Source organism: Bartonella sp. CM120XJJH (assembly GCF_042194715.1).
Classification (GTDB): Bacteria; Pseudomonadota; Alphaproteobacteria; order Rhizobiales; family Rhizobiaceae; genus Bartonella.
This window is the reverse complement of the sequence record NZ_JBHINE010000011.1, coordinates 1-26,418: the sequence shown is the minus strand read 5'-3', so window position 1 is coordinate 26,418 and position 26,418 is coordinate 1. Positions and strand designations below refer to the sequence as shown.

Sequence of the window (26,418 nt, the reverse complement as noted above, 5' to 3'; positions counted from 1 at the left end):
AAACCAATAAATTACCAAGAGTTAAAGCGAAAACTTCAAAACTTGTTGTTCAAAGAACAATGAGAACAGAAACGCAATAATTTATTTTTTATCAATATAACCTTTTTCATTGATCTAATGGTTAACAAAAGCGACTAGAATTTTTGCACGAACGAAACTTTAAAGTTACGACCAGGCTGACTATAATAATCCTTCGGTGTTGAGCTTGCACCGGAAGGAAGATCTGAAACATTCCAATATTTTTGATTGAACAGATTATAAACACCAGCCCTTATAACAGGACCCGGTTCACCGAATGGTTTCCACCACCCTGTCATATCAACGACATAGTATCCTGGAATTTTTTGGTAATCCGATGCCTTAGCTACTTTGTCACGTTTGGCTGCTACAGTAAGGATAACATCGCTTCCCCAAACTTCTTTTGCATATCCTAAACCGATAACTGTTTTCAAAGGAGAAATTGAGTTAAGATACTCTTTTTTATCAAGATCTTTTCCTTGTGAATAAGAAAGAGCAATATTGCCATGAAAACCATTTTTAAGAACTAGATGCGCTTTTGTTTCAACACCAAAAATTTGCACGCGGAAGCGATTCATGTAATGCCGACGCGCAAATTTGAATTCTTCTGATGGACCTCTATCCTCGGTATCTATGAAATTCTTATATTGGTTGATAAAGGCATTGAAGGAACCACCGAAATTTACATTTCCATAGTGTATCCCCACATCATACCCATTGCTTGTTTCTGGTTGAAGGTCAGGATTTCCTTTCACGTAATAAGCAGAAGGTTTGATATAAGAGACATAAAGTTCTGAAATACGTGGTGCACGAAAAGCTTGTGCCCATTGAGCATAGAGCGTTACTTGATTACGAACATCCCACTCCACGCGTAATTTAGGAGAAAAGCGTGATCCATTTCTTTCTGGAGGGAATTTATCAGAAATCAGTGATTTCTCATAAGAAGATGTTTTCTGAGGAATATATTTGTACCAATCATACCGGATTCCCGGTGTTACACGAAAACGATCATCAACGAATCCAATTTCATCTTCAAAAGCAAAACCCAAATTGTAACCATTTGTGTCTGGCGAATCTGATCGATTAGCAGGAACAAAAAGACATCCTCGAGCATATTCTTTTATATGACAGTTGTCTTTACCAAACAAATAGTGATGAGATTTAGATGACGAAACATTCGTTGCAAACTTTAACGTGTGGCTTACAGTGCCAAAATCCACTTTTTTAAGTGCATCAGCATTGAAACCATAATTGATATTCCGCAAAAAATTATCTCTCAAATAATCCCCTTTAGGAGCTGAAACACGAACGCCAGTCGTAACGGAATGACTTGATTGCCTTTGCCAATAAAGCAGCCCACTAAACGCATCAAGAACCGCATCACCATTACCATTATAATTGTAAGAAAGAGAAAAACGCTCACGGAGTCTATTATCCCGTTCATAAACGGAACCTGGAGCATATCTTTTAGACGAATTTAATGCATGCGCGTTACTATTATGACCAAAACGCTCTGCAGTAAAACCAAGCCGATGATTATCACTCAAATATTGATGAATTTTAAAAAGCAAGTTATTTTTGTCAAAGTGAGAGGGGTTTTTACGTGTGCGTTCTTCATATCCTCCCACTGTTCCCATATTTTTGCGCTCATGACCTTCTACATAAGACCCTTGGAAAAGCAAAAATGTTCGGTAATTACGCACAGCAAAAGCTTGATCGATGCGCCAACTATTATCAACAGAATGATAACCACCTTTTATAAGGCTACCCCAATTCTTTCCTTCCACGATAAGATCTTCAGGATTAAGGGTACGCAGAGCAATTATTCCTCCTAGGGCGCCAGAACCATAAAGACTAGAATCTGATCCTTGAATAGTATCAAACGTAGAAAGAGCATTGAAATCAAAAGTTGTGTTTCCGCCTCCACCACGGAATATATCATTATACCATGGAAGAGAAATACCATCCATTGTCGTAAGAACACGGTTTGCATCTAAACCACGAATAACGAAACTATTACTTCCCGAGTTATAGGAGACAGAAGGATTAAGACGACTCACATCATAAACATCAGTTATTTGTTTTTCATCAATATTCTTATTGGTTTTACGGTCAGTTAGAATGGTTATTAAATTTGAAGCATCTTCTATTTTTTTTCCTTTAATAAGGATTGGCTTGAGCTCAGTTACAGTACTCTTATCGCTGTTTTGTGCAAAAACAAATGAAGGTATACAGACCGATAATGCACTTAAAATTACACAGCTTTTATAGATATTTTTTCGTCTTATTTGCATAACACATCATAACCCTTTTAACATCCCCTCTGTTTGAAATTTTATATTCATACAAAAAGGCTGGGCCCGCTGATTAAAACTTGCCAGCCAAGTAGAAATGATTTTGACAACAACACAAAATCACTGGAAAACCATATTAAACATGACAAAATCAGTCAAGAAAAAAGTTGCAATTTCAAAATAGCCTGTTTTAATGAGATTGAACACCAATATTAAGCTTAAAATAGTGGCAGAAGAAACGATGAATTTTGCAAATACGAAGCAATTATTAACTCTTTGGATTGGTGCATTTGTTGGAGCTTTCTTTTTGCACGTATTATTGGGAGCGCAGTTTTATTTTCAAAGTACTGGTGTAAGTAATGGCTTACTCTCGTCGGAGATTATGCTGACTTTTGTGCAAGAAACTATCTATCCGGATGTTGATACAGACTTACCAGATATTCACACAGAGTCAGATATTCATACAGAGCCAGAAGTATTACGGACTGATCTCCTAGAGCAGGAGTCAGAGGAATTGGAATCTGTGGATGAAGTTCAATCGGAAGAACCTCAGCATATGGCAGAACAAGATGACTTAAAGTCTTTGGAAGAACCCCTTCCTCAAAAAGTGGAGCATAAAGCGTTTATCAAAAAGACAATACCGACGCCAAAAGCTGTAGTAAAGCGCTCCAATGCAAAGGTGGTACGTTCTTCTTCCACCAACAAGGGTGGTGGTACAGCAGGGCTTGAAGATACGTTGTTAATGGAGTGGTTAGCAAAGGTACAGTCACAATTAGAAAGGCAAAAAAATTATGTTGTAGGACAGCGTACCAGTCGAGCAAAAGGAACGGTGAAGTTAGAATTTATGGTGCATGAGCGGGGGAGTATTTTTTCTAGCCGTGTCGTCGTTTCTGCTGGAGATCCAGAACTGGATCGATTGGCTATGGCAGCACTTCAACGCGTTGGTTCTTTTCCTCCCCCTCCACCATCAAAAGTGAAGAAAATAATCAGAGTATCCCTAATATTTAGCTGATTTTTTATGCGGGGCGCTTTTCTTATAATATATTTATTTATAATTTGAATGAAAGTTCAAATATAGTTCGTTCGAATTTTTTGACGTTGAATCAATCGAAACCATCTGCTTACTTATGACACAAGTTGAGGGGAAGCATAGATAAAAAACTTCTAAAAGCAGTGAATATACTTTTTATAAATACTCTAAATGAAAGGGCTGTTGCAACATCGGGCGTTAAGAGATGATAGAGCTATAGCTTTTATGAAGTAAAGGTTAATCGTGTCTAATCGATTTTTATACCATTCGTAAGAGGATTTTCGTAAGTACTTTTCAGATACACCGTTGTGAAATAGACTTAGAAACATTAAAATAAAACAAGAATATAAATAAGAAAAACATACTATTTGGGGATGCTCTATTTTGTGTAAAGGATGTGAGCTTATATATAAAAATGAGAAAAACAAAAAGCAAAGCTTCATCTTCATCATTAAAAGATATTGACATATTTAAAAGTCGTAAAACCGAATAAAAAGGGAAGGGGTAGAAGAAAATTGTTTGTCTTTAAGGCTTTCTAACTCAATGAGTCTGCCTTTCTGTTATCAAAGATAATCCAAACGATATATATATAACGTGCTCTTATTTGGTATAGAAATGTTATAAGCAGAAAAAAAATAGTCTTAAAATATGCTATTTCGCAAGATTTGAATATTGACTAATAAGCAACAGTAAAAGGATGAGTTATTTGTTTTACTCTTCTCTTTATAATTTCTATGATATTGTCGTTTATGTTGAGAAAAAATAAATTATTTGTACAACATATTGATTTATAATGATAATTTATCATTTTGTATTTGGAATAAAAGACCCGAATAGCGGAGGGTTTTCTCATTTCGAATTTATTGATACTGAATCAATTAAAATTAATTGCTTATACATCATAAGCAGGTTGGTATGTGGGTACCATTTAAAAAGGAATAAAAACACTTCTTATGAACGTTTTCAAATGCTATTTGGGAAGTTAAGGCATATTATTTCCATCGACCAGAAAGCAGGTCGGTTTTTATATCTATTTTCCCAGTAAGTCTTGCTTTGTAGACACCATAATTTTCCATGACACGCATCACGTAATTACGTGTTTCTGTATAAGGAATACGTTCAATCCAATCAATGACATTATCGAGAGATTGTCCTCGAGGATCGCCATAACGTTTTATCCATTCATTGACTCGACGGGGACCCGCATTATAGCCAATAAGAGTTAGTATATAGGATCCATTAAAACGTTCTAATTGTTCATTGAGAAAATGGGCACCTAATGTTGCATTATAATGAGCATCACTGCTAAACTTTTTAGGAGACCATGTGATTGAGTATTTTTTTGCCAGTGCTTTTGCTGTTGTAGGAAGCAATTGGAGTATACCTTGTGCACCTGCTTTTGATATGGCTGTTGGATTAAATTCGCTTTCTTGGCGTGCAATGGCATAGATAAGCGATTTTTCTTCTACAGAAATATTAGTAGAAGCTGGTATAGCTCCCAGAGGATGAGAGAGTGCCCCGACATTTTTTCCCTGAATAACAGCCATTTTTCCAATTTTGAGGCTGGTATAATAGTCACCATTTTTTTCTGCCATAACAGCTAGAAGAGCTAATTCACCGGGGCTTTCTATTTTTTTTCCGAGCTCTCTATAAAAAATTTTAGCAAAATCAGCATAGCCGGCTGCTTCAAGACGTTGAATTGCTTTGATCGCTTTTCGTGCACTGAAATGTTGTCGCTCAGCGGTTGTTGGTTTGGGAAAAGACACTTTAAGCTTTTTTTGGTTGAGTCGTGCAGCGGCTAATTGACCATAGTAAGTTGCACCAAAATGAGCTGCGCGATGAAAGTATTGCTGGGCATTTTTATGTTCTCCTAGCTTTTCTGCTGTTCGTCCCATCCAGTAATATCCACGTGATGCAGAAAAAGGTAAAGAAGAGAGTTGAGGAATACGTGAAAAATGCTGCATTGCCAATTTAGGGTTATGAAGAAACCGTAGTGCGTACCATCCTGCATGAAACTCAGCATCGATAGCTAATGCAGATGTTATACCAGTGTGCATTGTAACGAGTTGATAAGCGATTTTTGGTTTGTTTAAATCGAGCATTTCACGAGAAAGGGCGCGTTGTTCTTTCCACAATGAATGAGGGTTCATAAGGCGGAATGCATCTTTTGATGTTTTCATCATGAGTGCTGCGGCTGCATCATATTGCTCTGTTCGTCGAAGATGGCGTATTCGAGCAAACTGAAAAAGAGGATCTTTTTGCCATGATCTCTCTACAGCTTTCAATTTTTGTGTAGCTCTAGGATCATTTTTTTCAACGGCCACAAAAGCATCAAAAAGAGATTGAGCATGGGCTAATTTTGCAACGCGTGCTGCTGAATCAAAACGATGTGTATACAGCATAAACTGCATGCGTTTCAAATGATCAATAGGTTTTAATGCAGCGCTTGCATTTTTAAGAACAAATACTTCTTCTTTTGCATTAAGCTGTGTTTTATGCCACCATGGTGCAATAACGTGTTGAGCACGAGTGGTTTGTCCCGTTGCGATAAGTGCTTTAGCGAAGAGAGCCATTCCTTGTGCTGTTTGGGGCGGGTGATGAGAAAATTTTTGGATGATTGCGCGTGTGACGTTGGTTTCGTTAAGAAAAGCACGTTCAGCATTGCGTTGCATCGTTTCTATACCTGGCCATCCTTTTAGCATGTTGATTGCATTAAATATTTCAGAACTTGGTATATTCGCTGGGTTTGATACCCCCAACGCCCATGTCAAAATATGACGATCAAGGCTATGTTTTTCCATTGAATTACGAAGATTTATTGTTTTTGCAATATTGTTATTTGCTAGTGCATCTAGCCCAGCTTTCAGTTGCTGAAGTGTAGCAGCATTGTGCGGTGTCGTGTGTATCTGTTGAAGAGATTCTTGAGCTTCTTTTGCGGTAAAGGGAGTAGGGCGAACCAAAGGGATTGGCGTTTTCCCTTGTAAAAGGGGTGTTTGCGCGTATGCACTTGAAAATAAAATTCTTATTGCCAGTATAAGTGCAGTAAAGGTTGATACGAAAAGAGAGGTGGCAAATACACGCATAGAGAAAAGACCTTGAGACCTTGCTTTTTGTAAAAAAACTTAAGGATTTATAGAACACAAGCGTGAAAAACGCGTTAATATAGACGGCTTATTTAAAAGAAATGTTCAACATTTAAGGAGGGGCATTTTCATCTTATAAGGGCTTTTTTTTGAAATTCATCTTGCTTCAATGATAGAGCAAGATTATGCTCTATTTAAAATTTATAAAAGGCGATTATAAAAAAATAAAAGCAAACATTATAGGGAGTTTATCATGCTCAAGGGAGCGATAACTGCGCTTATCACACCGTTTGATAACAAGGGCGCAATTGATGAGAAGGCGTTTTGTGATTTTGTTGAATGGCAGATTACACAAGGGATTAACGGCGTAAGCCCTGTTGGGACAACAGGTGAATCAGCAACGTTAAGTCATGAAGAACATAAGCGGATTATAGAATTGTGTGTTGAGAAGGTCGCAAAGCGTGTTCCTGTTGTGGCCGGAGCGGGATCAAATAGCACAAGTGAGGCTGTAGAGCTTGCACAATATGCGCAAAAAGCTGGTGCAGATGCAGTTTTGGTTGTCACTCCCTATTATAATAAACCAAATCAATCTGGTTTATACAAACATTTTTCTTCCATTGCCAAAGCTGTTTCTATTCCGATTATAATTTATAATATTCCTGGTCGTTCTATTATCGATATGGCTGTAGAAACGATGAGAGACCTTTATCAAGATTTTAACAATATCATTGGTGTTAAGGATGCAACGAGCAGAATTGAGCGCGTTAGTGAACAAGGTGAAAAGTGTGGAAAAGATTTTGTGCAGCTTTCCGGCGATGATTGTACGGCATTAGGTTTTAATGCACATGGAGGTGTGGGGTGTATTTCAGTTTCCTCAAATGTTGCTCCAAAGCTTTGTGCAGAGCTTCAAGCTGCTTGTTTTCGTGGTGATTATAAAACAGCACGAGAACTAAATGATCGCTTGATGCCTCTTAATCGTGCTGTATTTATTGAACCTAGTCCAGCAGGTATTAAATATGCCGCTGCAAAATTAGGATTTTGTGGTGATACAGTGCGTTCTCCTATTGTTCCATTAACAGAAAGCACAAAGAAGATTATTGATGCTGCCCTCAGTCATGCTGGTCTTTTAAAAGCATAGAATGATATTGACAAAGCCATGAATAAAAAAAAGAACGCGCCCGTACGGAAAATAATTGCTGACAATCGTAAAGCACGTTTTAATTTTGAAATCCTTAATAATCTCGAGGCTGGTCTTGTCCTTCAGGGAGCGGAAGTGAAGTCCCTACGTTCTAATCATGCCAATATTGCGGAAAGCTATGCGAGTTTTGAGAATGGGGAATTATGGTTAGTAAACAGCTATATTCCTGAATATACGCAGGCTAATCGTTTTAATCATGAACCGCGACGTTTGCGCAAGTTATTACTTTCAAAACGCGAGATGGCACGTTTTTTTAATGCAACGTCTCGTGAAGGAATGACACTTGTTCCTCTCAAACTTTATTTTAATGAACGGGGGCGCGTTAAGTTGGAGATCGCTTTAGCGCGGGGAAAAAAGCTTCATGATAAGCGCGAAACGGAAAAAAAACGCGATTGGGGACGTGAAAAAGCAAGACTTTTAAAAAGATATGGATGACGGATGCGATCAAGATATCCTTTATTTATAGCACTTTTTAAAACAGTTTTAGCATTGATCTAAGTATGTTTTTGCTGCTTGAAAGATTTGGTGAAACATAGCGTCTGTCAAGCGTCCAGTATTTGTATTATAACGAGAACAGTGATAGCTCGAAAAGATGCGTAATCTGCCGATGTTATTGATTTTACCGTGTCCAAAAGGGTGAGATAAAACTTTTGCATTAAGGGCACGTATCGTTGAATGGTGCGCAATGGTGCCTAAGGTAATAACGGCTTTAAGTTTGGGAAGATTTGTTAAAAGAGGTGAGAAGAAATAGCGGCACGTGTTAATTTCTGCACCGGTGGGTTTATTTTCGGGTGGAACACAACGAACAGAGTTAACTATTGCTGCATCAATAAGTTCAAGAGTATCATCTGCTCTTTCTTCAAAGGTTCCTTGGGCAAAACCAAACTTTTTTAAAGTTGAATAAAGTAAATGCCCAGCATAATCACCAGTAAATGGACGTCCAGTTCTATTGGCTCCGCGTAATCCAGGAGCAAGCCCAACAATGAGAAGGCGTGTTGTGTCTGGCCCTTTATAAGGAAAGAAGGGGCGCACCGGTGCATTATACCAACTTGGTTCTTTTACACGCCAGTCAGCGATAAACTGATGGAGCCTAGGACATAAATTGCAATTTTGGGGCGGTTCTGGGCAAAGTGATGTTAATTGGCTATTCATGGTGTTAGGCATCAATCGTTTTTTCTATTTTTTTGAGTCTTTTATAGCGTATATGACGGGTTATGTTTTGAGAAACAATCTATAATGAATATAAAGAAAGTTTAATATAAACTTATTACTAATTATTGTGTAAAGAGAGGTAATCTTTCAGTAATTTATTCGATGAATAAGAGCATAATACACATGATGTTCAAAGAAAAAAAGCTCTCTCTTTAGATAAAGATATTATCATAAAAAGTATGTATAAGGCTGCTGTTATTGCAAAGGATTTTCAACAGCTGGTATTCCTTTTAAAAGGACGAAGACCCCAGACAAGTATTTTGTCAAGAAAGACCGTCCTTTGTTTGAAGTCAATCTATTGGAATGCTTTTAAGAGAAGCTTTGATAATGAGCATAAATAGGTTATACATTTTATAAATTTTCCAAGAATTTTCTTAAATAAGTTCTTTAATCAAAAAATATAAAAGTTTGAGTTGTTTTTCTTGTGTTTTATTTTGATTATTGTATATACTTCCCTATCCGCTATTAAATTTTTTTATTTGAGAAAGAGGCATAAATGGCCCGCGTAACGGTAGAAGATTGTATTGATAAAGTTGATAACCGCTTTGAATTGGTACTTTTAGCAGGTCATCGGGCGCGTCAGATTTCACAAGGAGCGCAGATTACGGTTGATCGTGATAATGATAAAAACCCAGTTGTTGCTTTGCGTGAAATAGCAGAAGAAACATTGTCGCCTGCTGATTTAAAGGAAGACCTTATTCATTCGCTGCAAAAGCATGTGGAAGTAGATGAGCCAGAAATGGCAAGTGAATTTATTACCCATTCAGGTGAAGCTGAAAGTGCTTTTAATACGTCGTCGCAAGAAGAAGGTACTTCATTTGATCATATGTCAGAAGAAGAGCTTTTAGCGGGTATTGAAGGTTTGGTTGTTCCAGAAAAAAGTGACGATTATTAATTGCAGCAATTTATGTTACAGGAGTAAAGATACCTTGTCATGTGAGGAGCAATTATTTTTCTTGTCTTTTATTGATAAGATGTGTTCAATAAGGATTAGGGGTGTGAAAAGATAAAGGATATGCTCGTATGATGCGTCAGTGTGAGCTTGTTGGACGTGTTCAGCGTTACAAGTCTGACGTAGATGAGGCTCTTTTAAACAAAGCCTATGATTATGCAATGAGAAAGCATGCACATCAAAAGCGTGCGTCAGGTGATCTTTATTTTTCTCATCCTTTAGAAGTTGCTGCTATTTTGACGGATATGCGGTTGGACGAGGCAACGATTGCTGTTGCTCTTTTGCATGATACAATTGAAGATACAAGCGCTACACGAGCAGAAATTGATCAGCTTTTTGGTTCTGAAATTGGGAAGTTGGTTGAAGGACTTACAAAGCTTAATAAGCTTGATCTTGTATCAAAGAAAGCCGTACAGGCAGAAAATCTTCGTAAACTTCTTATTGCCATTTCTGATGATGTTCGCGTTCTTTTAGTCAAACTTGCTGACCGCCTTCATAATATGCGTACCCTTGGTGTTATGCGTGATGATAAACGTCGACGAATTGCTGAGGAGACGATGGATATTTATGCGCCACTTGCAGGCCGTATGGGTATGCAGGATATGCGCGAAGAATTAGAGGATCTCTCTTTTTTTTATTTAAATCCAGAAGGTTATCGTACGATTACCAATCGACTTTCTGAATTATTGAAACACAACCGTGATTTGCTTTCCACAATTGAAAATGAATTGACAAAACTTTTTTTCGAGCATGGCATTAAAGCAGATGTTAAAAGCCGTCAGAAAAAATCTTATTCAGTCTTTCGCAAAATGGAAAGTAAAGCATTATCTTTTGAACAGTTATCGGATATTTTTGGTTTTCGTGTGATTGTTGAGTCCGTGAATGATTGTTATCGTGCTCTTGGGGTCATTCATACGACATGGCCAATGGTTCCTGGTCGTTTTAAAGATTATATCTCTATACCAAAGCAAAATGATTATCGTTCTATTCATACAACAATTGTGGGACCATCGCGACAACGTGTTGAGTTGCAAATTAGAACGGCTGCTATGGATGAAGTTGCTGAATATGGGGTTGCTGCTCATTCCATATATAAAGAGCACGGTTCCAATTATTCGACTATGAAGTTATCAAGCGAAACGAATGCCTATGCATGGCTGCGTCAAACGATACAATCTTTGTCTGATGGAGATAATCCAGAAGAGTTTTTAGAACATACAAAACTTGAGCTTTTTCAAGACCAAGTTTTTTGTTTTACGCCGAAAGGTCGATTAATTGCTTTTCCTAAAGGAGCTACACCCATTGATTTTGCTTATGCCGTCCATACAGACATTGGTGATTCTTGTGTGGGTGTAAAAATCAATGGTCGTATTATGCCTTTAATGACCAAATTAAAAAATGGTGATGAGGTTGATATTATTCGTTCACACGCTCAAATTCCGCCAGCTGCATGGGAATTTCTTGTTGTCACAGGTAAAGCACGTTCAGCTATTCGACGAGCAAGTCGAGCAGCGGTACGTAAACAATATTCGGGTTTAGGATATCGTATTCTTGAGCGTTCATTTGAATATATGGGAAAACAATTTTCAAAAGACATTTTGAAGAAAGTTTTGCCACGTTTAGCGCGTAAAGATGTAGAGGATGTCTTAGCTGCTGTTGGGCGTGGAGAGCTGTTTTCCGCTGATGTGATTAAAGCGGTTTATCCTGATTATCAAGATCACCGTGTGGTACAAAAGTCATCTTTTAAGCCTGGGGAAGAAGGTTGGTTTAATATTGAAAATGCTCAAGGTATGATTTTTAAAGTTCCAGAAAATGAAAAGAATGCAATGGTCGAGAATCATCAATCTAAAGCATTGCCTATTAGAGGAACTGGTGGAGATATACCGGTACGTTTTTCACCGGAAGGAGCAGTACCTGGAGATCGGATTGTTGGTATTATGCAGCCAGGGGCTGGGATCGTTATTTATCCAATACAGTCTTCAGCTTTGATGGCGTATGATGATCAGCCAGAACGATGGATTGATGTCCGCTGGGATATTGATGCCCAAATGAATGAACGTTTTCCTGCACGGATGAATATTTTGGTTGTAAATAGTCCTGGTTCTTTGGCTGAAATTACACAAATAATTTCTGCTAACGATGCCAATATCCAAAATTTATCTTTTATCCGCACAGCACCAGATTTTACAGAAATTATGATTGATTTGGAAGTGTGGGATTTAAAACATTTGAATCGTATTTTTTCTCAGTTAAAAGAGGCAAGTTCAGTAAGTACAGTACGGCGGGTTCATGGATAAAAAGAAAGATTTTGCAATGAATACACAAGATGTCATTGATATTTTTAAACAAGCAGATGCTATTCTAGAAGGGCATTTTATTTTAACATCGGGTCGCCATAGCGCGACTTATATGCAAAAAGCGAAAGTATTCATGCATGCTGACTTGACGGAAAAGTTATGTCGTGGATTGGCTGAAAAAATAAAAAAATCTATCGATGGAAAAATTGATTATGTTGTTGGTCCCGCAATTGGCGGTCTTATTCCTTCCTATGAAACTTCACGTCACCTTGGTGTTCCTTCTCTTTGGGTAGAGCGTGTAAATGGCATCTTTGAGTTGCGTCGTTTTGAAATCAAGAAGGGTGCACGGGTTGTTATCGTTGAAGATATTGTGACCACCGGTCTTTCCATTCGTGAGACTATTGAGGCGCTCGTTGCAGCAGGAGCAGAGGTATTGGCCAGTGCATGTATCCTTGATCGTTCTGGTGGTAAAGTCAATGTTGGAGTTCCATTGATTGCACTTGCTGAATACGAGATAACCTCTTACGCTAGTGATGCTCTTCCTGCAGAGCTTTCTGTTCTTCCAGCGATAAAACCAGGCAGTCGAAATATTTAATTGTCTTTCTATTTTTTTTGTGCAAAAGCTTAAAAAGATTAATTTGGATGATAAAGCTTAAAAAGATTAATTTGGATAATATAGATTATTTCATCATCAAAAGATGTATATTGAGAGTCATATGCTTTTTCGTCGTCGAGAACCAATAGATTTTGTAACGCGTATTCGACTTTGGTTATGGCCACGTCGTTCATTTTCTCGCTCATTTTGCTACATACATAAACGTATTTTGCGTATATCAGCAACACCGCATGAAGTAGCATTGGGGGTTGCTGTTGGCATTTTTTTAGCTTGTTCTCCTTTCTTTGGGCTGCATATTATTTTGGCAATATTTCTTTCTTGGCTTTTGCGTGCAAACTTTGCCGCCGCAATCATTGGGACGATTTTTTCTAATCCACTCACATTTTTATTGATTGTCATGGCTGATTATAAAGTAGGGTATTTTTGTTTATCACTTTTTAGCGATGTCAAAGAGATTTCTCTTTCGCAAATTCGTGCTCTATTTAATGATTTGACATTGTCAAATCTCTCTCTCCTCTTTAAAGGCGCATGGGACACAATTATGAGTCCTATGATTTTAGGTGGAACTCTTTTAGGTATTGTTTTTGGTGGGTTATCTTATATAGGTGTTTACAGAGCAACGGTTCGTTTTAAAGAAAAGCGATATCAAAAGATTATAAAAAAAAGGCGTTTAAAGAAGCGTTCATCGTAAGAAAGATCGGGTAATATCTTATGATTATTGGTCTTGGAAATGATCTGGTTGATATACGACGTATTGAGAAAATGTTGGTTCGTTATGGTGATCGTTTTATCCAACGTATTTTTACGGATATTGAAAGAAAGAGATCCGAAAATCTCAAAAAAATCTCCTCTTCCTATGCAAAAAGATTTGCTGCTAAAGAAGCGTGTGCTAAAGCCTTAGGAACAGGAATCGCTTGTGGTATCAATTGGAAAGACATGGGGGTAGTTAATTTGCCATCTGGTAAACCAATCATGCAATTAACAAATTGCGCACAAGTGCAACTTCAAAAGTTATTACCTCCTCATCATGATGCAGTTATTCATCTTAGCATAACAGATGATTTTCCTTGGGCACAGGCATTTATTATTATCGAGGCACTTCCACGTGGATAGATGGGATGAGAGATTGTGCTTTTGTTATTTGAATATTATGATGAAAAAAAATTATATCTGTGATGAGAAGGCAGTTGGTGATGATCCAAAAAGATAAAGTGCATAAAAAAGAAAAAAAAGGTGGGCTTCGTGAATTTATCTCTGTTCTAATACAGGCTCTGCTTTTAGCAGCGTTTATTCGGACACTTTTTTTCCAGCCTTTTAGTATTCCTTCCGGTTCAATGCGTCCTACTTTGTTGGTGGGAGATTATCTGTTTGTTTCTAAGTATGCATATGGGTATTCTCGTTTTTCCATACCCTTTTCTCCTCCTCTTTTTTCTGGACGGATTTGGGCATCTCAACCTCAACGTGGAGATGTGGTCGTTTTTCGCTTACCAAGTAATCCGAAGATTGATTATATAAAACGCGTTGTTGGGCTACCAGGTGATCGTATACAAGTCCGTCAAAGTGTTCTTTATATTAATGATAAGGCTGTCTCACGTCACTTTATGGGGGAGATTGATAATTCTGATATAACAGAGGTTAGCTATCCTGTTGAGGTTTATCGCGAGACAATGCCTAATGGTGTCAGTTATGATACACTTGATTTAGCTTTCATCCCGAAAGTTGATGATACAGAAGTCTTTGAAGTTCCTCAAGGACATTACTTTATGATGGGAGATAACCGCGACAATTCAGATGATAGTCGTTTAGATGTAGGCTATGTTCCAGAAGAAAATCTTATTGGTCGCGCGAGCGTAATTTTCTTTTCCATCAGTAACGGTTCAAGTGCTTGGCAGATTTGGCGCTGGCCATTTGATGTGCGTTGGAAGCGTTTGTTTTCTTTTATAAATACGGTTCATGATTTGCCGCTTATCAAGCAAGGAAACAACGATGAAACGTCTAATGATTGATCAGCTTTTCAAGCTGACGGGGCATCGTTTTAAAGATGAAGAGAGGTTAAAGAAGGCATTAACACACTCGAGTGTACAGGATTCAGAACAGGGGAATTATGAACGACTAGAGTTTTTAGGGGATCGGGTTTTAGGCCTTTTGATTGCAGAAATGCTGTATCAACTTTTCCCTCAGGCAAGTGAAGGTGAATTATCAGTCCGTTTGAATCATCTAGTCAATGCGCAGACATGTGCTGATATTGCGCGTGAAATGAGGCTTCCTGATATGATCCGTGTTGGTTTTGAGATGAAAAATTTCGAGGGGCGTCGACTCATCAATATGCATGCAGATGTCGTGGAAGCTTTGATTGCCGTGATATATCTCGATGGAGGATTGGAAAGCGTTCGCCCTTTTATTCAAAAATATTGGCAAAGTCGGGCAAGGAAAATGGATGCTGGTCGACGTGATGCCAAGACAGAGTTACAGGAATGGGCGCATATCCAAGGCAATGCACAACCACATTATCAGGTTATAAAACGTTCAGGTCCAGATCACGATCCTGTTTTTATGGTAGAGGTCAGTATTTCTGGGGTTGCTTCAGAGATTGGGCAGGGAAGCTCTAAAAGATATGCTGAAAGAATGGCAGCTGAAAAAATTTTGCGACGAGAGGGCGTATGGAAAACAGTGGGAAAAAATGATCATGAGTGACGTTATGAAAACGCGTTCTGGGTTTGTTGTGCTTATTGGGATGCCTAATGCCGGTAAATCGACATTGGTTAATCAGTTGGTTGGAACAAAGGTTTCAATTGTAACGCATAAGGTACAAACAACACGAACTTTAATCCGCGGTATTGTCATTCATGATGATGTGCAAATTGTGTTAGTCGATACACCGGGTGTTTTTCGTCCCCATAAGCGCTTAGAACGTGCCATGGTTTCTGCTGCTTGGGGAGGGGCTAAGAGCGCGGATGTTCTGCTCGTTTTAATTGACGCTCAAAGTGGTCTTTCGGATGAAGTTGATATGATGTTAGATATTGTAAACAACATGAAACAAGAAAAAGTTCTTGTTCTTAATAAGGTTGATACAGTTGTTAAATCATCTCTTCTAGCGTTAACCACTAAAATAAATGAACGTGTAAAGTTTGCGCAAACATTTATGATTTCTGCTCTAAACGGTTCTGGTTGCAAGGATTTACTTCATGCGTTGAGTAATATGATGCAGGAGGGGCCATGGTATTATCCGGAAGATCAAATTTCCGATATGCCCATGCGTCATCTTGCTGCTGAAATTACGCGTGAAAAACTTTTTCTTCGTCTTCATGACGAACTTCCTTATTCCTCAACGGTTGAAACAGAAAGCTGGGAAGAGCGTTCAGATGGTTCCGTTAAAATTAATCAAGTTATTTATGTCGAGCGTGAGAGTCAGAAAAAAATTGTCTTAGGAGCAAAAGGCGATACAATTAAAGCGATTGGTCAAGCAGCACGTAAAGAACTCATGGAAATTATGGATCAAAAGGTTCATCTTTTTCTCTTTGTGAAAGTACGCGATAATTGGGATACCGATCCAGAACGTTATCGCGAAATGGGATTGGATTTTTTAAAATAAGATTTTTAAAAATAATTAAAGTAAAATGAAGTGGAAAGAACAAGCTGTTATTCTTGGTACACGCCAATATGGTGAAACAAGTGTCATTCTTGAGGTTATGACACGTGAACATGGTCGTTATATGGGAGTGGTAAAAGGGGGGCGGTCGCGTCGTATGGCAGCTCTTCTTCAACCTGGAAATTTTGTGGAGGCTGAATGGTGGGCTCGTTTAGAGGAACATTTGGGACTTTTTCGGCTTGAAGCTCTGGATTTACATGCGGCACGATTAATCTGTCTACCAGAAGCGCTTTATGCTATGCAATTGATAGCTTTTCATTTGCGGCTTCTTCCAGAACGTGATCCGCACCCCGTTTTATATGATATTTTACACCTTTTTATGCGAAATTTTGATGAACCATTTGTAAATGCAGAATTGCTTGTACGTTTTGAAATGCGGCTTCTTGAAGAACTTGGTTTTGGTCTTGATTTATCTTGTTGTGCTGCAACAGGTCGTCAGGAAAGACTTCATTACGTATCACCAAAATCTGGACGGGCTGTCTGTGAAGAAGCAGGGGAGCCTTGGAAAAAAAAGCTTCTCATTCTACCACAGTTTCTTGTACAGAGAACGACTCGTCCTGCTGATTCTAGTGACATAATGAATGGTTTTATACTGACTGGTTTTTTTCTTATGCGTCATGTCTGGGAGCCACGAGATATACAGCAGCCGTCAGTACGCATGAATTTGATACAATTGTTTGAGCGCCAATTTGGTATACAAGCATTGATTTGTTGATCTGATGATAATTGAATGGGAAAATGAGAGTTTTAAAGACAATTGCTGAAGTCCGCCAATATACTTCAGAGGAACGAAGTTTAGATTTTTCGATTGGTTTTGTTCCAACAATGGGGGCATTGCATGATGGACATCTTGCATTAGTACAGTATGCAAGAGCAATGTGTGATCGCGTATTGGTTTCTATTTTTGTCAATCCAAAGCAATTTGGACCTCATGAAGATTTTTCTCAATATCCAAGAGATTTGAAGGGCGATTGTGCTTTGTTAAAAGAAGCGGGTGTTGAATGTGTTTTTGCCCCTTCTGTAGATGAAATGTGGCCACTGGGAAATGATACAATTGTGCAAGTGAAAAAATTATCACGTATTTTGATGGGAAAATTACGTCCAGGGCACTTTTGTGGTGTAACAAGCGTTGTTGCTAAACTTTTTAACATTGTCCAACCAGACAAGGCTTTTTTTGGGGAAAAGGATTTTCAACAACTTTTAATTATTCGGCGTATGGTTGAAGATTTGGCTTTTCCTATTGAAATCGTTGGAGTTCCTATTCTACGGGAGTCGGATGGTGTAGCTTGTTCTTCACGCAATCAGCTTTTAACATTAGAAGATCGTAAAGCTGCCAAAATTATTCCTGAAAGTGGGAAAGCTGCTGAAAAGCTTTACCATGAAGGTGAACGGTCGGTTGATAAATTATGCACAACTGTTCGTGATATTTTACAACAAGAAACGCGAGCAATCATTGAAGCGATAGATTTACGGGATATGGAAACTTTATGCGTGGTTAAAGGAATATTGAATAAACCAGCAGTTTTACTTCTTACTGTCCGCTTTGGAGAGGTAAGACTGATTGATCAATATATATTGCAAGAGAAGGGCGGAAAATGAGTGTACATAAAACCGTAAAGCGTCTAACATCTTCCGAAATACGTGCAAGAAAGGGACAACAGCCAATTGTTTCTTTAACAGCTTATCAAGCTTATGCTGCGCGGATTGCTGATCCATATTGCGATATCCTTTTGGTTGGTGATAGCGTTGGTATGGTTGTATATGGGTTTGAGACAACGCTTCCTGTTAATTTAGATATGATGATTTTACACGGGCAAGCTGTGGTGCGTGGATCTCAAAAAGCTCTTGTGGTTATTGATATGCCTTTTGGCTCTTATGAGGAAAGTCCAGAGCAAGCTTTTTTAAATGCATCGCGTATTCTTGCTCAAACGGGGTGTGGTGCAGTTAAGCTTGAAGGTGGTGTTTATATAGCGGAAACAATTGATTTTTTGTGTAAACGTGGCATTCCAGTAATGGGGCACATTGGTCTCACACCCCAGGCGGTGAATCGTTTTGGTGGCTTCAAAACACAAGGACGAAGAGAGAGTGATTGGCAAAGAATTGAAGCCGATGGGGTTGCAATTGAGGAGGCAGGTGCTTTTGCTATTGTTTTAGAAGGGATTGTCGAGCCTTTAGCAGTAAAACTGACAGAAAAGCTTTCTATCCCTACGATCGGTATTGGTGCATCCAATCAGTGTGATGGACAAGTATTGGTTATGGAAGATATGTTGGGCTATGGTGCTCATGTGCCAAAATTTGTACGCCGTTATGGAAACCTTGAACAAGCCATGGAAACTGCAATAAAGAATTATGCAGAGGATGTCATCTCTCGTGCTTTCCCAGCGGATAATGAAGTTTATAAATTAAAATAAAATTCAGTTTAAGATGAGAATTTTAACAAGAGAATATTTGTTGTTTTGATAATGAATGTGCATATATTTTGTATACAATTTGAGCTGTGATTTTTCTATTTCTTTAATGGGGTCACGTCTCTTATGCAAAACAGAACGCGATTGGGTTAGTAATTCATGTGCTTTTTTAAGAAAGCTTTCTTGAGGCACCCAATCCTATTTCGCGACAGCGCCCGTGAAGAGTATACCGTAAATCCATTGAGCACCTCCGTCTTTACGCTTATGAAGAAGCAAGCCGGTACCCATCACACTATTTTCCAGCCCTTAATGTTGCGACAGTTCTTGGCACTTAAGACGATTCATAAGAACTATTTTTAGTTCTTTCTTATACAAATTTGATCCACACACTCATCCCGCTTGTTATGTGCAAACGAGTGGTTTTGATTGATTCAACATAAACAGGTTTGGAATCAGAGAATCTTGCGTTATTCGAGGGGCTAATTCAATATGAATAACGCTAGATTATCATTATAAATCAATATGATTGTATCTTTAATAAGAAATAAAAGTTTGTATTTTGGCGCCGAGTAGAACCTCTTTTAAAGGTAATTTCACCGCAAGTAGATTTCACAAAATTACAATTAAAACAGAAAAATAATTGAAAAATTTTTCTTCTGAGAAGCTGATTTACGCAACAACTATTCTTTATTTCAGCCCAAAAAAACCTTTTTAAAATTACGTGATAAAGCAGAGCATTGCATATTTCTTATTGCGATTGAAGTGAAATAGCCATTGAAATCAGGAATAATATTTTTTGAATGAAATTAATAATTAAAATGGAAATTAGCTGAGCACAAGAGTTTTTCGATTTATACTGGTATAGGCCAATTTTTTTCCAAACTGAATATTGCATAATGCAGTTAAATTGATTTTATAATTATAAAGTTGTAGATTTCTAGGATTTTTACAAAATACTAATTGTCTTGAATATAAATAAGGTACATAATAACAATATGATGAGGATATTATGTCATATAAAAAACCGCAGGTGATTGGCACTGTGAATAGTGCAACTTTAACTTGTTATAAACCATTGGTGCGAGATAGAAAAAAATAAAAAAGCAGGATAAGGGCGCAGCAACGCCCTTATCCGTTGTATTATTAAGAAACAATTTAGGAGGGGAAATGTTTCGTATTAATCTCGACGAGAATAGCATAACTAGATTAAATGATTTTCAGACTATTGTGCTTAATGATTCAGCTATAATTTTAATTGATTCAGTTTTTTTACAGAAACAGAAAATTGAAACTATTGCGGCAAAGCTTAATGTAAAGACAGAGATTCGAGCATCAGATTTTTTAATCTTGTTAAGAGAACTAGAAAAGAAAGGTTTTCTTTTAAAGAAGGAAAACTTGATTAGTGCGTCAGATTCGATTTTTGATTTTAAAAAATTATGGGTACCTGTAACACCTATTATACATATTTATCCAGAATTGCAATAGCCCTTGTACCATGTGCGCTTGCTGGAAGATTAAGGAAAAAAAATGGCATACTCCAGAAAGTTTAATATCCTTATTTAGAATGTTGAAAGAAAAAGGAGCTACCTCAGTGATGCTTTCTGGGGGAGAACCTTTAATGCATCCGAAGCTTAAAGATATTTTATTAACGTTGAATGAACTAGGTCTGCCTGTTGAATTAAATACTAATGGCATCTTATTGCATAAAAATTTATGGATTTCACAGTATGACATAAAAGAAATTGTTATTTCTATGGATTCGACTAGTGTCCAAGGATATTATGATATACGGGGGGCGAATAAATTTGATCGCGTGTGGAAAAACATTGAAACCGTTAAAAATCTTCAACCTCTGCAAAGTATAGGAATAAGAGCGACAGTTACCAAAGAGATTCTAGAAAATATTATTAATTTTATCGATTTTTGTATAAGCAAAGATGTCGATTATATCGGATTCAGCCCGCTCGATACGTCGTCATTTAGTTTTTCTAGAAAAAATAATACAAAGGATCGATCTAAGGCTTTAAGAAACAAAACTCTTCCACCAAACGCTTCACTTTTTCATTTGAGAGATGAATTATCAAGGAAAGAATCCCCCCTCCAGGTTTATATAGATAAAAAGTTTCAAGAAAAGAAAATCTCATGGACGTCACAAAATTTTGTAAATTGTATTAATTATTACTTAGGCGAAAATTCTACGTACGTTTCGTCGCCGTTAATGTGTTTATTTCCATTTTCATCCTTGGTATTGGACTATAATGGAGATTTAAAAAATTGCTTTTATTCAGAAGCTTTTGGGAATCTACAAAATTATGAGGCAATAGATTGGTCTGCTCAAAGTGTTTTAAAATCTTTGAAAGAATCTGGCGCATGTAGCGGATGTCGTGGGAAGGTATTTTGTGGATAAGGTTAAGCAATTTAAGATTTATAGTGTTAGCAAGTCTACTGCTCTAGTGGTTGCTGTTTTACCACTTTTTTTGTCAGAAAAATTGCATTTGTCGCAAGCGGATATTGTTTTAATCGGTAGTTATTTTTTATTGCTTCCTTTGATATTAGAAGTCCCCTTGGGTTTATTATCAGATGTTTATGGAAGTAAACGCGTTATTTATACTGGGCTGTTTTTCTTTCTTTGCGGTTTTTTAGCTCTTTTTATGAATTATGCATATTTTGCTTACGCCACTTATTTGTTGTGTATTACATTAGCAGCCGCTTGTTTCTCAGGTGCGGAAGATAGTTTACTCTTTTCTGTAGTACCAAAGCATCGCACACTGTTTTCCGTTAAGTCCGAAGTGGCTGCTGTTACCTATAGTGTAACAACGGTACTTATTTTTTTAGGGGGAATACTTTATTATGTGCATCCTGCATTGCCTGTGATTTTTCAAGTCCTTTCATTAATTTTTGCTATTTTTATGTTTTCAAAACTGACGAAGGGATTAGATAGTTTTCATATCAACGCTCATCCGAGTATTTTCACAGTTATGTGCGCCAGCCGTAAAGAAGTCAAAAATCCTTATCGCTTCACTCTTATTTTTTTAAGTGCAGTTTCAGCTTTTGCTATTTTGGTTAATAATCGAACTGTTTCTATCGCATTTTCTGATTTTTTGCCATTTCAACCTGCTATTTTGGTTTCGATTATTTTTATCATTGGGAATTTTTTTTCAGCAAGTTCCAATATATTGTTTCAGAAGTATTTTTCAAAGTTTCAAAATCCTATTTTTCCCGTCTTAATGATTGGTTGTATGGTAACCATTGCTTTTTTTCTCATGTCATTTCAAATCATTGCGGCTCTTATATTAGGATTTTTACTGCTATGTGTTTTTAAATCCGCTTATCGATCTTATCTGTCGTCTCTTCTTATAAATTCACTGATTGATCCCAAAGCTATCGCGACTGTTTTATCATTCACAGCCATTATTACAGCTGTTGTATCCTTTGCATTCAGTTTTTTATACGGTTATGTTTTTTCAACATTCTGGCAAGCTAATTTGTGGTTGGCAGTGATTATGGCTGTGATTTTTGGGGTGTCTGCTTTAATTATTTTTGTCAGAAAACAAGAAATCATTTGGTTACAGCCTGAAAATGCACAATCGTCAAAACAACATTTCTTGAAACGCAAGCATCAAGAGTTTTGCTATGGGCAAATTTATCCGGAAGCATCGTGCATTAATGAAAACATCAAGGATGGCTCTTTTCGACAAAGTCTCTATCCTGCACCAAATTTGATAACACTTTGCGATGAAGTAGTCGAATGGGAGTTTATCCGAGGGACTGTATTGAGCCAAATGGATTTGCTACATCAAAAGACGATTATTGATCAAATCAATAAGATCTTTCAAGATCGATTAAGCAAGAATATAATCTTATCACATGGAGATTTACATCCTGATAATATCATTGTTACTCCTGATAGTTCTTTTATGGTAGTGGATTGGGATTTATGTCAAGAAGCCAGTCCGGAATTGGATATTTTAACATTTTTCACCAGTCCAAGATTATCTCTCAATTTAGAAGAACGGATAGACTATATTTCTCATTTACTGTCTATATCAAAGGATGAAGCTTTACCAATGATAAAAGCGTTTGTGGCTAAAAAAATTTCTGATCTTTGTCTATACCAAAATATTTTCATGAAACAATTAGTATTGGATTATATGAACTTGAATAAGAAATTTCATGGGCGATAATATTGTAATTTGTAATAAAAATTGCAGTGCGGGCTGCAATCATTGTCCATATTCGATGGAATGTATGGTGAGAGATGACGCGTTGCCTGAATCTTTATATACAATAAATGACATAAAATCTGATTTTATTATTCTTTCTGGTGGAGAGCCTTTTGAGCTCGATTATGATTTACTTCATAAATATACTTGTATGTGTCTCATTTGTAAAAAATATTTTCGGATTGCAACAGGGGGGCACATCTATATTCAACCATATTTGAAGCTATTAAAGAGTAATCCGTTCTTTTTAGGGATACAAATAGGCACAGATGTTATTTCAGAGATAAGAAATCTAGACAGTAAAAAATATAAACAAAAGTGGGTGCGTAACATAGAATGTATGAAAAAATATAGCGTACCATATAGTGTGACGATTACTTTATCGGAGAGATTCGATTTGGCAGAAGTGTTAGCTCTAATATGTATCGCTACTCCCGAGTTCATTTTAGTTAATTGTGAAAATGGAAAAAAGTACGAGAATACATTTCAGTTAAATATGATACAGGATTTTTTTTCTGGCTGTGAGATAAAATATGGATATACGCATCAGAGTTTACACCAATAAATATAAATTATCGGATTCTTTTCACAGTTCTTCTGGTGTGTTAGTTGAAAAACAGAACTGATAATTTTATTTACTGTTCGGGATAAAGTTATTTCGCCCTTTGCTATGGAGTTGCCATTGTCACCTAGTCACGGAGAAATGCCAGACGATTTTATAAAATCTGTAAATGAAAGATCAATAAATAAAAGTAAACACTTTTCAAATTCTTTAAGCTATTTCTTTGGGTTGGAAGATTTTTTTTAAAAAGTTGAAATGGCTAAAATTATTAATTCTGGATTAATAAAATCTATTAAAACGATAGGAATAGGTGAAATTATTGATGATGAGATACGTAATTACGATTTGATACAATTGAAATGATCGAATCAGTATTTGGATGATACAATTGCAATTGTTAATGAAAACAAAAATGTAAAATTTATTATTGATTTCAATGCAAGTATTAATTTTGAGCAGTGGAATTATTTTATTGATAGGATAGATAAGAATAATTTGTTTGGAATAGAACAGCCTATGAAATTTCCTTCAAAAATTCCAGATTTGGGTTTCTTAAATATCGCTGATGAGACATTCGTGAAATGTGGTTATGAAAAAATTCACGAATATGGCTATAATGCTTTTGTCTATAAGCCATTTGCAAGTAATATTAAAGAATTATATAAGTGTTTTGAGAATAAAAATAACTACGTTGGTATGGTTGGAAGTAATGTTTCTGGCCCTTTAGATTGTAGTTTTTGTAACATCATAAATCATTATATGCCTACCAAATTAGCAGGAAATCGTGCAAGTAATTTTGAAGCGCATCCGTTAAATAATAAAACTGAGGATTTAATGAGAATTCGAGAAAAAAAGATATATCTCTCTGATGAATTGTTTATTTATCTTGATAAATTTTGCCGAAAGGTATCGGATTTGTATTTTGATATGAATACATTAAAAGAAATTGCTACAAATATATAATATTTCCCACTCTGAAGCAGCGATGTTTCGTGAATAGATATAGGACATACGGATGGAAGAACAATATGGTGCTTGTCTCATATATCGGAATCTCATATACTAAAAGTGTCAAAGATGGTGGCAAAATTGGCTTGGATTTTTTTAATATTAGCAGTAATTTAAGCGGCAACTTGCCTTTTTTATTCAAGATTTTTGATGAGAAAGAATTATAGGTATTTCCGCTTGATGTTTATTATAAAGCTGAGCTCAACCCCAATCAGAACAGTATAGCAGGTGGCCTTATTATCTTACTTAAAGGGAGCTAGCTAAGAAGCATACGCTTGTTATTATATCGAATGTTCTCAATTTGCATTCGATTAAACTTACAAATCAAGATGGCTTTTATTCTAATATCATCAATACCGAGCTTTATAGATTAAACATTCAAGTCCAATAGTTCGCAGAACAAATGAGCCATGCATCCAAAATGCCAATTACGAGTAATATAAATCCAGATGATATTGTAGCTGATATTCACGTAATACCATCAATACTCCCAAATAACTTCTATTATCGTAAGTTTTTCTTTTTTCTTGAGATAATCACCAATGTCATAAAAATATATTTTACCATGCTGTTGCATGTTTGGATTTTTTACAAAAATAGAAATTTCCATAGAGTAGCTCGAGATCCTAAACAAAAATATTAAAATATAATGTTTTTTATTATTTAAAAAATAACATAAACATTGGAATAACTCTCCAAAAGCAACAAAACTCTTTGTAAGAAGAACTCTGATCATTTTCTTTGAAAAAAGAGCAATGAAGAGAATATCACTAAAAAGAGCTTTGAGCGATTGGCTTGAAAAACTCTCAAAAGAGATTTCTCTATTGTGTGGTCCTATGATTTTTCACCAAGGTGGGCTATTATAGCGTTTTGTAGGCCGACCGCCTTTTGGGTTTTGTCTTCATGAATTTCACGAAGATAGTCGCAACAGCATAAAAGCTCTAAAGTTTGTTGAATAATTCCTTTATCCTTTAAAAGTTTCCAATCACGCTTATAAACATCTCGTGCAGGTAAAACCATCTGGTAAATGATCACAAAGCTCTACAATGAGTTTTGCATGACTTAACAAATAGGGTGATCAACACAATGTCATAGTGAGTGAAGGCAAGCCTATTTCAAAACGCCCCCCCTTCGGTCAATTCAAAAATCAACGCAAGACTTACTATGGTTTTGGGTATTTTCAAAAGATGCGCTTGTAAACTTTCAGAAAGGTTATTCTCTTTGGCTTCTTTAAAAATCTTTTGCATCCATTCACGAAAGATCTCTTGCGCTTCAGCAGAAAAGCGCATCACCAGCGGGTGTTCTGGTGAACCAAGGGGTTTATCATAAAGAGAATGAAACACCCCTTCATAAGTTTTCCATGCCTCTTGATTAGGAGGTCTATCAACCCATTTCCATTCTTGATTTTCATCGGGCCACACAATCATTTGAAACCGTTGCAATAAACCGTCATCGTTTATTCCATGGTGGATTGCTTGAATGATGGGAATAATGTGTGAAGGTTGAATGCCTCCAATTATTGATAACGTTACATGGGGGATAAAAATGGTTCCCCGCTCGATACGGTCATAGGTAAATTGATCATCTCCATTAAAAGCTGTGAGATAAAAAGCACGGTCTGTTTGATATTCCTTTCTTTCTAGATTGGTTAAAAAACCAGATAACTCATCACGAACCATTAAGAGACCACGGGGGTTTTCTTTTAACAATTCCCCAAGCTTTTCGACCGTGACATCATTGACAATAAACCGAGAGACATCATCATCATGTGTATTATCTTTAGAGGGGGGGTCAGACAAAAGAGCACGGGCTGTTTCAAGATCTCCTTTTTTGATCGCTTTATGGGCTTGTTTTTTCTTTTCTGATTT

The 26,418-nt window shown here is 36.9% G+C and carries 24 protein-coding genes and 1 pseudogene; 19 read left to right on the top strand and 6 right to left on the bottom strand.

Annotation, left to right across the window (positions count from 1 at the left end; genetic code table 11):
• Positions 1–134: 134 nt before the first annotated feature.
• Entirely contained in the window at positions 135–2,312 is a 2,178-nt protein-coding gene (locus ACFIKU_RS05895; RefSeq protein ID WP_375656945.1) for a TonB-dependent hemoglobin/transferrin/lactoferrin family receptor, read from the bottom strand.
• Positions 2,313–2,553: 241 nt separating this feature from the next.
• On the opposite strand from ACFIKU_RS05895, the gene ACFIKU_RS05890 reads away from it, so the two are divergent.
• Entirely contained in the window at positions 2,554–3,324 is a 771-nt protein-coding gene (locus tag ACFIKU_RS05890) for an energy transducer TonB (RefSeq protein ID WP_375641559.1), read from the top strand.
• Between the two features lie 1,010 nt (positions 3,325–4,334).
• On the opposite strand, the gene ACFIKU_RS05885 is transcribed toward ACFIKU_RS05890, so the two are convergent.
• A complete protein-coding gene (locus ACFIKU_RS05885; protein ID WP_375656944.1) occupies positions 4,335–6,425 on the bottom strand; it encodes a lytic transglycosylase domain-containing protein in 2,091 nt (696 codons plus the stop codon).
• A 253-nt stretch (positions 6,426–6,678) separates the two neighbouring features.
• On the opposite strand from ACFIKU_RS05885, the gene dapA reads away from it, so the two are divergent.
• Positions 6,679–7,563 (top strand): 4-hydroxy-tetrahydrodipicolinate synthase, encoded by an 885-nt coding sequence (gene dapA / locus ACFIKU_RS05880; protein ID WP_375641528.1) that lies wholly within the window; start codon positions 6,679–6,681, stop codon positions 7,561–7,563.
• A gap of 18 nt (positions 7,564–7,581) precedes the next feature.
• Positions 7,582–8,058, top strand: a complete 477-nt coding sequence (gene smpB / locus ACFIKU_RS05875; RefSeq protein ID WP_012231306.1) for an SsrA-binding protein SmpB — start codon at positions 7,582–7,584, stop codon at positions 8,056–8,058.
• Between the two features lie 48 nt (positions 8,059–8,106).
• Here the strand turns inward: smpB and ACFIKU_RS05870 are convergent, their stop codons facing one another.
• Positions 8,107–8,775: a uracil-DNA glycosylase gene (locus tag ACFIKU_RS05870; RefSeq protein WP_375656963.1), complete on the bottom strand. Its 669-nt coding sequence runs from the start codon at positions 8,773–8,775 to the stop codon at positions 8,107–8,109.
• A 556-nt stretch (positions 8,776–9,331) separates the two neighbouring features.
• Between ACFIKU_RS05870 and rpoZ the strand changes: the two genes are divergently transcribed.
• The 11 genes from rpoZ (at position 9,332) to panB (ending at position 18,760) form a co-directional block, all read left to right on the top strand.
• A complete protein-coding gene (gene rpoZ / locus ACFIKU_RS05865) occupies positions 9,332–9,730 on the top strand; it encodes a DNA-directed RNA polymerase subunit omega (RefSeq protein ID WP_375625042.1) in 399 nt (132 codons plus the stop codon).
• A gap of 128 nt (positions 9,731–9,858) precedes the next feature.
• A complete protein-coding gene (locus ACFIKU_RS05860; protein WP_375641527.1) occupies positions 9,859–12,084 on the top strand; it encodes a RelA/SpoT family protein in 2,226 nt (741 codons plus the stop codon).
• A gap of 16 nt (positions 12,085–12,100) precedes the next feature.
• Positions 12,101–12,679, top strand: a complete 579-nt coding sequence (gene pyrE, locus ACFIKU_RS05855) for an orotate phosphoribosyltransferase (RefSeq protein WP_273723667.1) — start codon at positions 12,101–12,103, stop codon at positions 12,677–12,679.
• 121 nt (positions 12,680–12,800) lie between these two features.
• The gene (locus tag ACFIKU_RS05850; RefSeq protein WP_375641526.1) at positions 12,801–13,391 is read left to right on the top strand and encodes a DUF2062 domain-containing protein; all 591 of its coding nucleotides are present in this window, start codon (positions 12,801–12,803) and stop codon (positions 13,389–13,391) included.
• Between the two features lie 20 nt (positions 13,392–13,411).
• A complete protein-coding gene (gene acpS / locus ACFIKU_RS05845; protein ID WP_375641525.1) occupies positions 13,412–13,813 on the top strand; it encodes a holo-ACP synthase in 402 nt (133 codons plus the stop codon).
• Positions 13,814–13,893: 80 nt separating this feature from the next.
• Positions 13,894–14,706 (top strand): signal peptidase I, encoded by an 813-nt coding sequence (gene lepB / locus ACFIKU_RS05840; protein WP_375641524.1) that lies wholly within the window; start codon positions 13,894–13,896, stop codon positions 14,704–14,706.
• Positions 14,687–15,394, top strand: coding sequence for a ribonuclease III (rnc, locus tag ACFIKU_RS05835; RefSeq protein ID WP_375641523.1), 708 nt, complete (start codon positions 14,687–14,689; stop codon positions 15,392–15,394). Before lepB ends, rnc begins: the two co-directional genes overlap by 20 nt.
• Positions 15,387–16,292 (top strand): GTPase Era, encoded by a 906-nt coding sequence (gene era / locus ACFIKU_RS05830; protein WP_273723653.1) that lies wholly within the window; start codon positions 15,387–15,389, stop codon positions 16,290–16,292. Before rnc ends, era begins: the two co-directional genes overlap by 8 nt.
• A 25-nt stretch (positions 16,293–16,317) precedes the next feature.
• Positions 16,318–17,064 (top strand): DNA repair protein RecO, encoded by a 747-nt coding sequence (gene recO / locus ACFIKU_RS05825; protein ID WP_375641522.1) that lies wholly within the window; start codon positions 16,318–16,320, stop codon positions 17,062–17,064.
• 23 nt (positions 17,065–17,087) lie between these two features.
• A complete protein-coding gene (panC, locus tag ACFIKU_RS05820; protein WP_375656943.1) occupies positions 17,088–17,948 on the top strand; it encodes a pantoate--beta-alanine ligase in 861 nt (286 codons plus the stop codon).
• Positions 17,945–18,760, top strand: a complete 816-nt coding sequence (panB, locus tag ACFIKU_RS05815; protein WP_375656942.1) for a 3-methyl-2-oxobutanoate hydroxymethyltransferase — start codon at positions 17,945–17,947, stop codon at positions 18,758–18,760. The genes panC and panB overlap by 4 nt, the downstream gene beginning before the upstream one ends.
• A 48-nt stretch (positions 18,761–18,808) precedes the next feature.
• On the opposite strand, the pseudogene ACFIKU_RS05810 reads toward panB, so the two are convergent.
• Positions 18,809–19,111, bottom strand: a pseudogene (locus tag ACFIKU_RS05810) (integrase arm-type DNA-binding domain-containing protein); the annotation flags it as partial.
• A gap of 813 nt (positions 19,112–19,924) precedes the next feature.
• Here ACFIKU_RS05810 and ACFIKU_RS05805 point away from each other — a divergent pair.
• From ACFIKU_RS05805 to ACFIKU_RS05785, 5 genes are all read left to right on the top strand, one after another.
• Positions 19,925–20,242 carry a hypothetical protein gene (locus ACFIKU_RS05805; RefSeq protein WP_375656941.1) on the top strand — a complete coding sequence of 106 codons (318 nt, stop codon included), beginning with the start codon at positions 19,925–19,927 and terminating at the stop codon, positions 20,240–20,242.
• A 10-nt stretch (positions 20,243–20,252) separates the two neighbouring features.
• Positions 20,253–21,164 (top strand): radical SAM protein, encoded by a 912-nt coding sequence (locus tag ACFIKU_RS05800; protein WP_375656940.1) that lies wholly within the window; start codon positions 20,253–20,255, stop codon positions 21,162–21,164.
• Positions 21,157–22,941 carry an MFS transporter gene (locus tag ACFIKU_RS05795; protein ID WP_375656939.1) on the top strand — a complete coding sequence of 595 codons (1,785 nt, stop codon included), beginning with the start codon at positions 21,157–21,159 and terminating at the stop codon, positions 22,939–22,941. The genes ACFIKU_RS05800 and ACFIKU_RS05795 overlap by 8 nt, the downstream gene beginning before the upstream one ends.
• A complete protein-coding gene (locus tag ACFIKU_RS05790) occupies positions 22,931–23,545 on the top strand; it encodes a hypothetical protein (protein WP_375656938.1) in 615 nt (204 codons plus the stop codon). Before ACFIKU_RS05795 ends, ACFIKU_RS05790 begins: the two co-directional genes overlap by 11 nt.
• 372 nt (positions 23,546–23,917) lie before the next feature.
• Positions 23,918–24,505 (top strand): hypothetical protein, encoded by a 588-nt coding sequence (locus tag ACFIKU_RS05785; RefSeq protein WP_375656937.1) that lies wholly within the window; start codon positions 23,918–23,920, stop codon positions 24,503–24,505.
• Between the two features lie 879 nt (positions 24,506–25,384).
• Here ACFIKU_RS05785 and ACFIKU_RS05780 read toward each other — a convergent pair.
• Together ACFIKU_RS05780 and ACFIKU_RS05775 are read right to left on the bottom strand one after the other, a co-directional pair.
• On the bottom strand, positions 25,385–25,585 hold the full coding sequence (locus tag ACFIKU_RS05780) for a hypothetical protein (RefSeq protein ID WP_375656936.1): 201 nt from the start codon (positions 25,583–25,585) through the stop codon (positions 25,385–25,387).
• Between the two features lie 80 nt (positions 25,586–25,665).
• Positions 25,666–26,418 (bottom strand): DUF3987 domain-containing protein (locus ACFIKU_RS05775; RefSeq protein ID WP_375656935.1); only part of this gene is annotated, 753 nt, incomplete at its 5' end.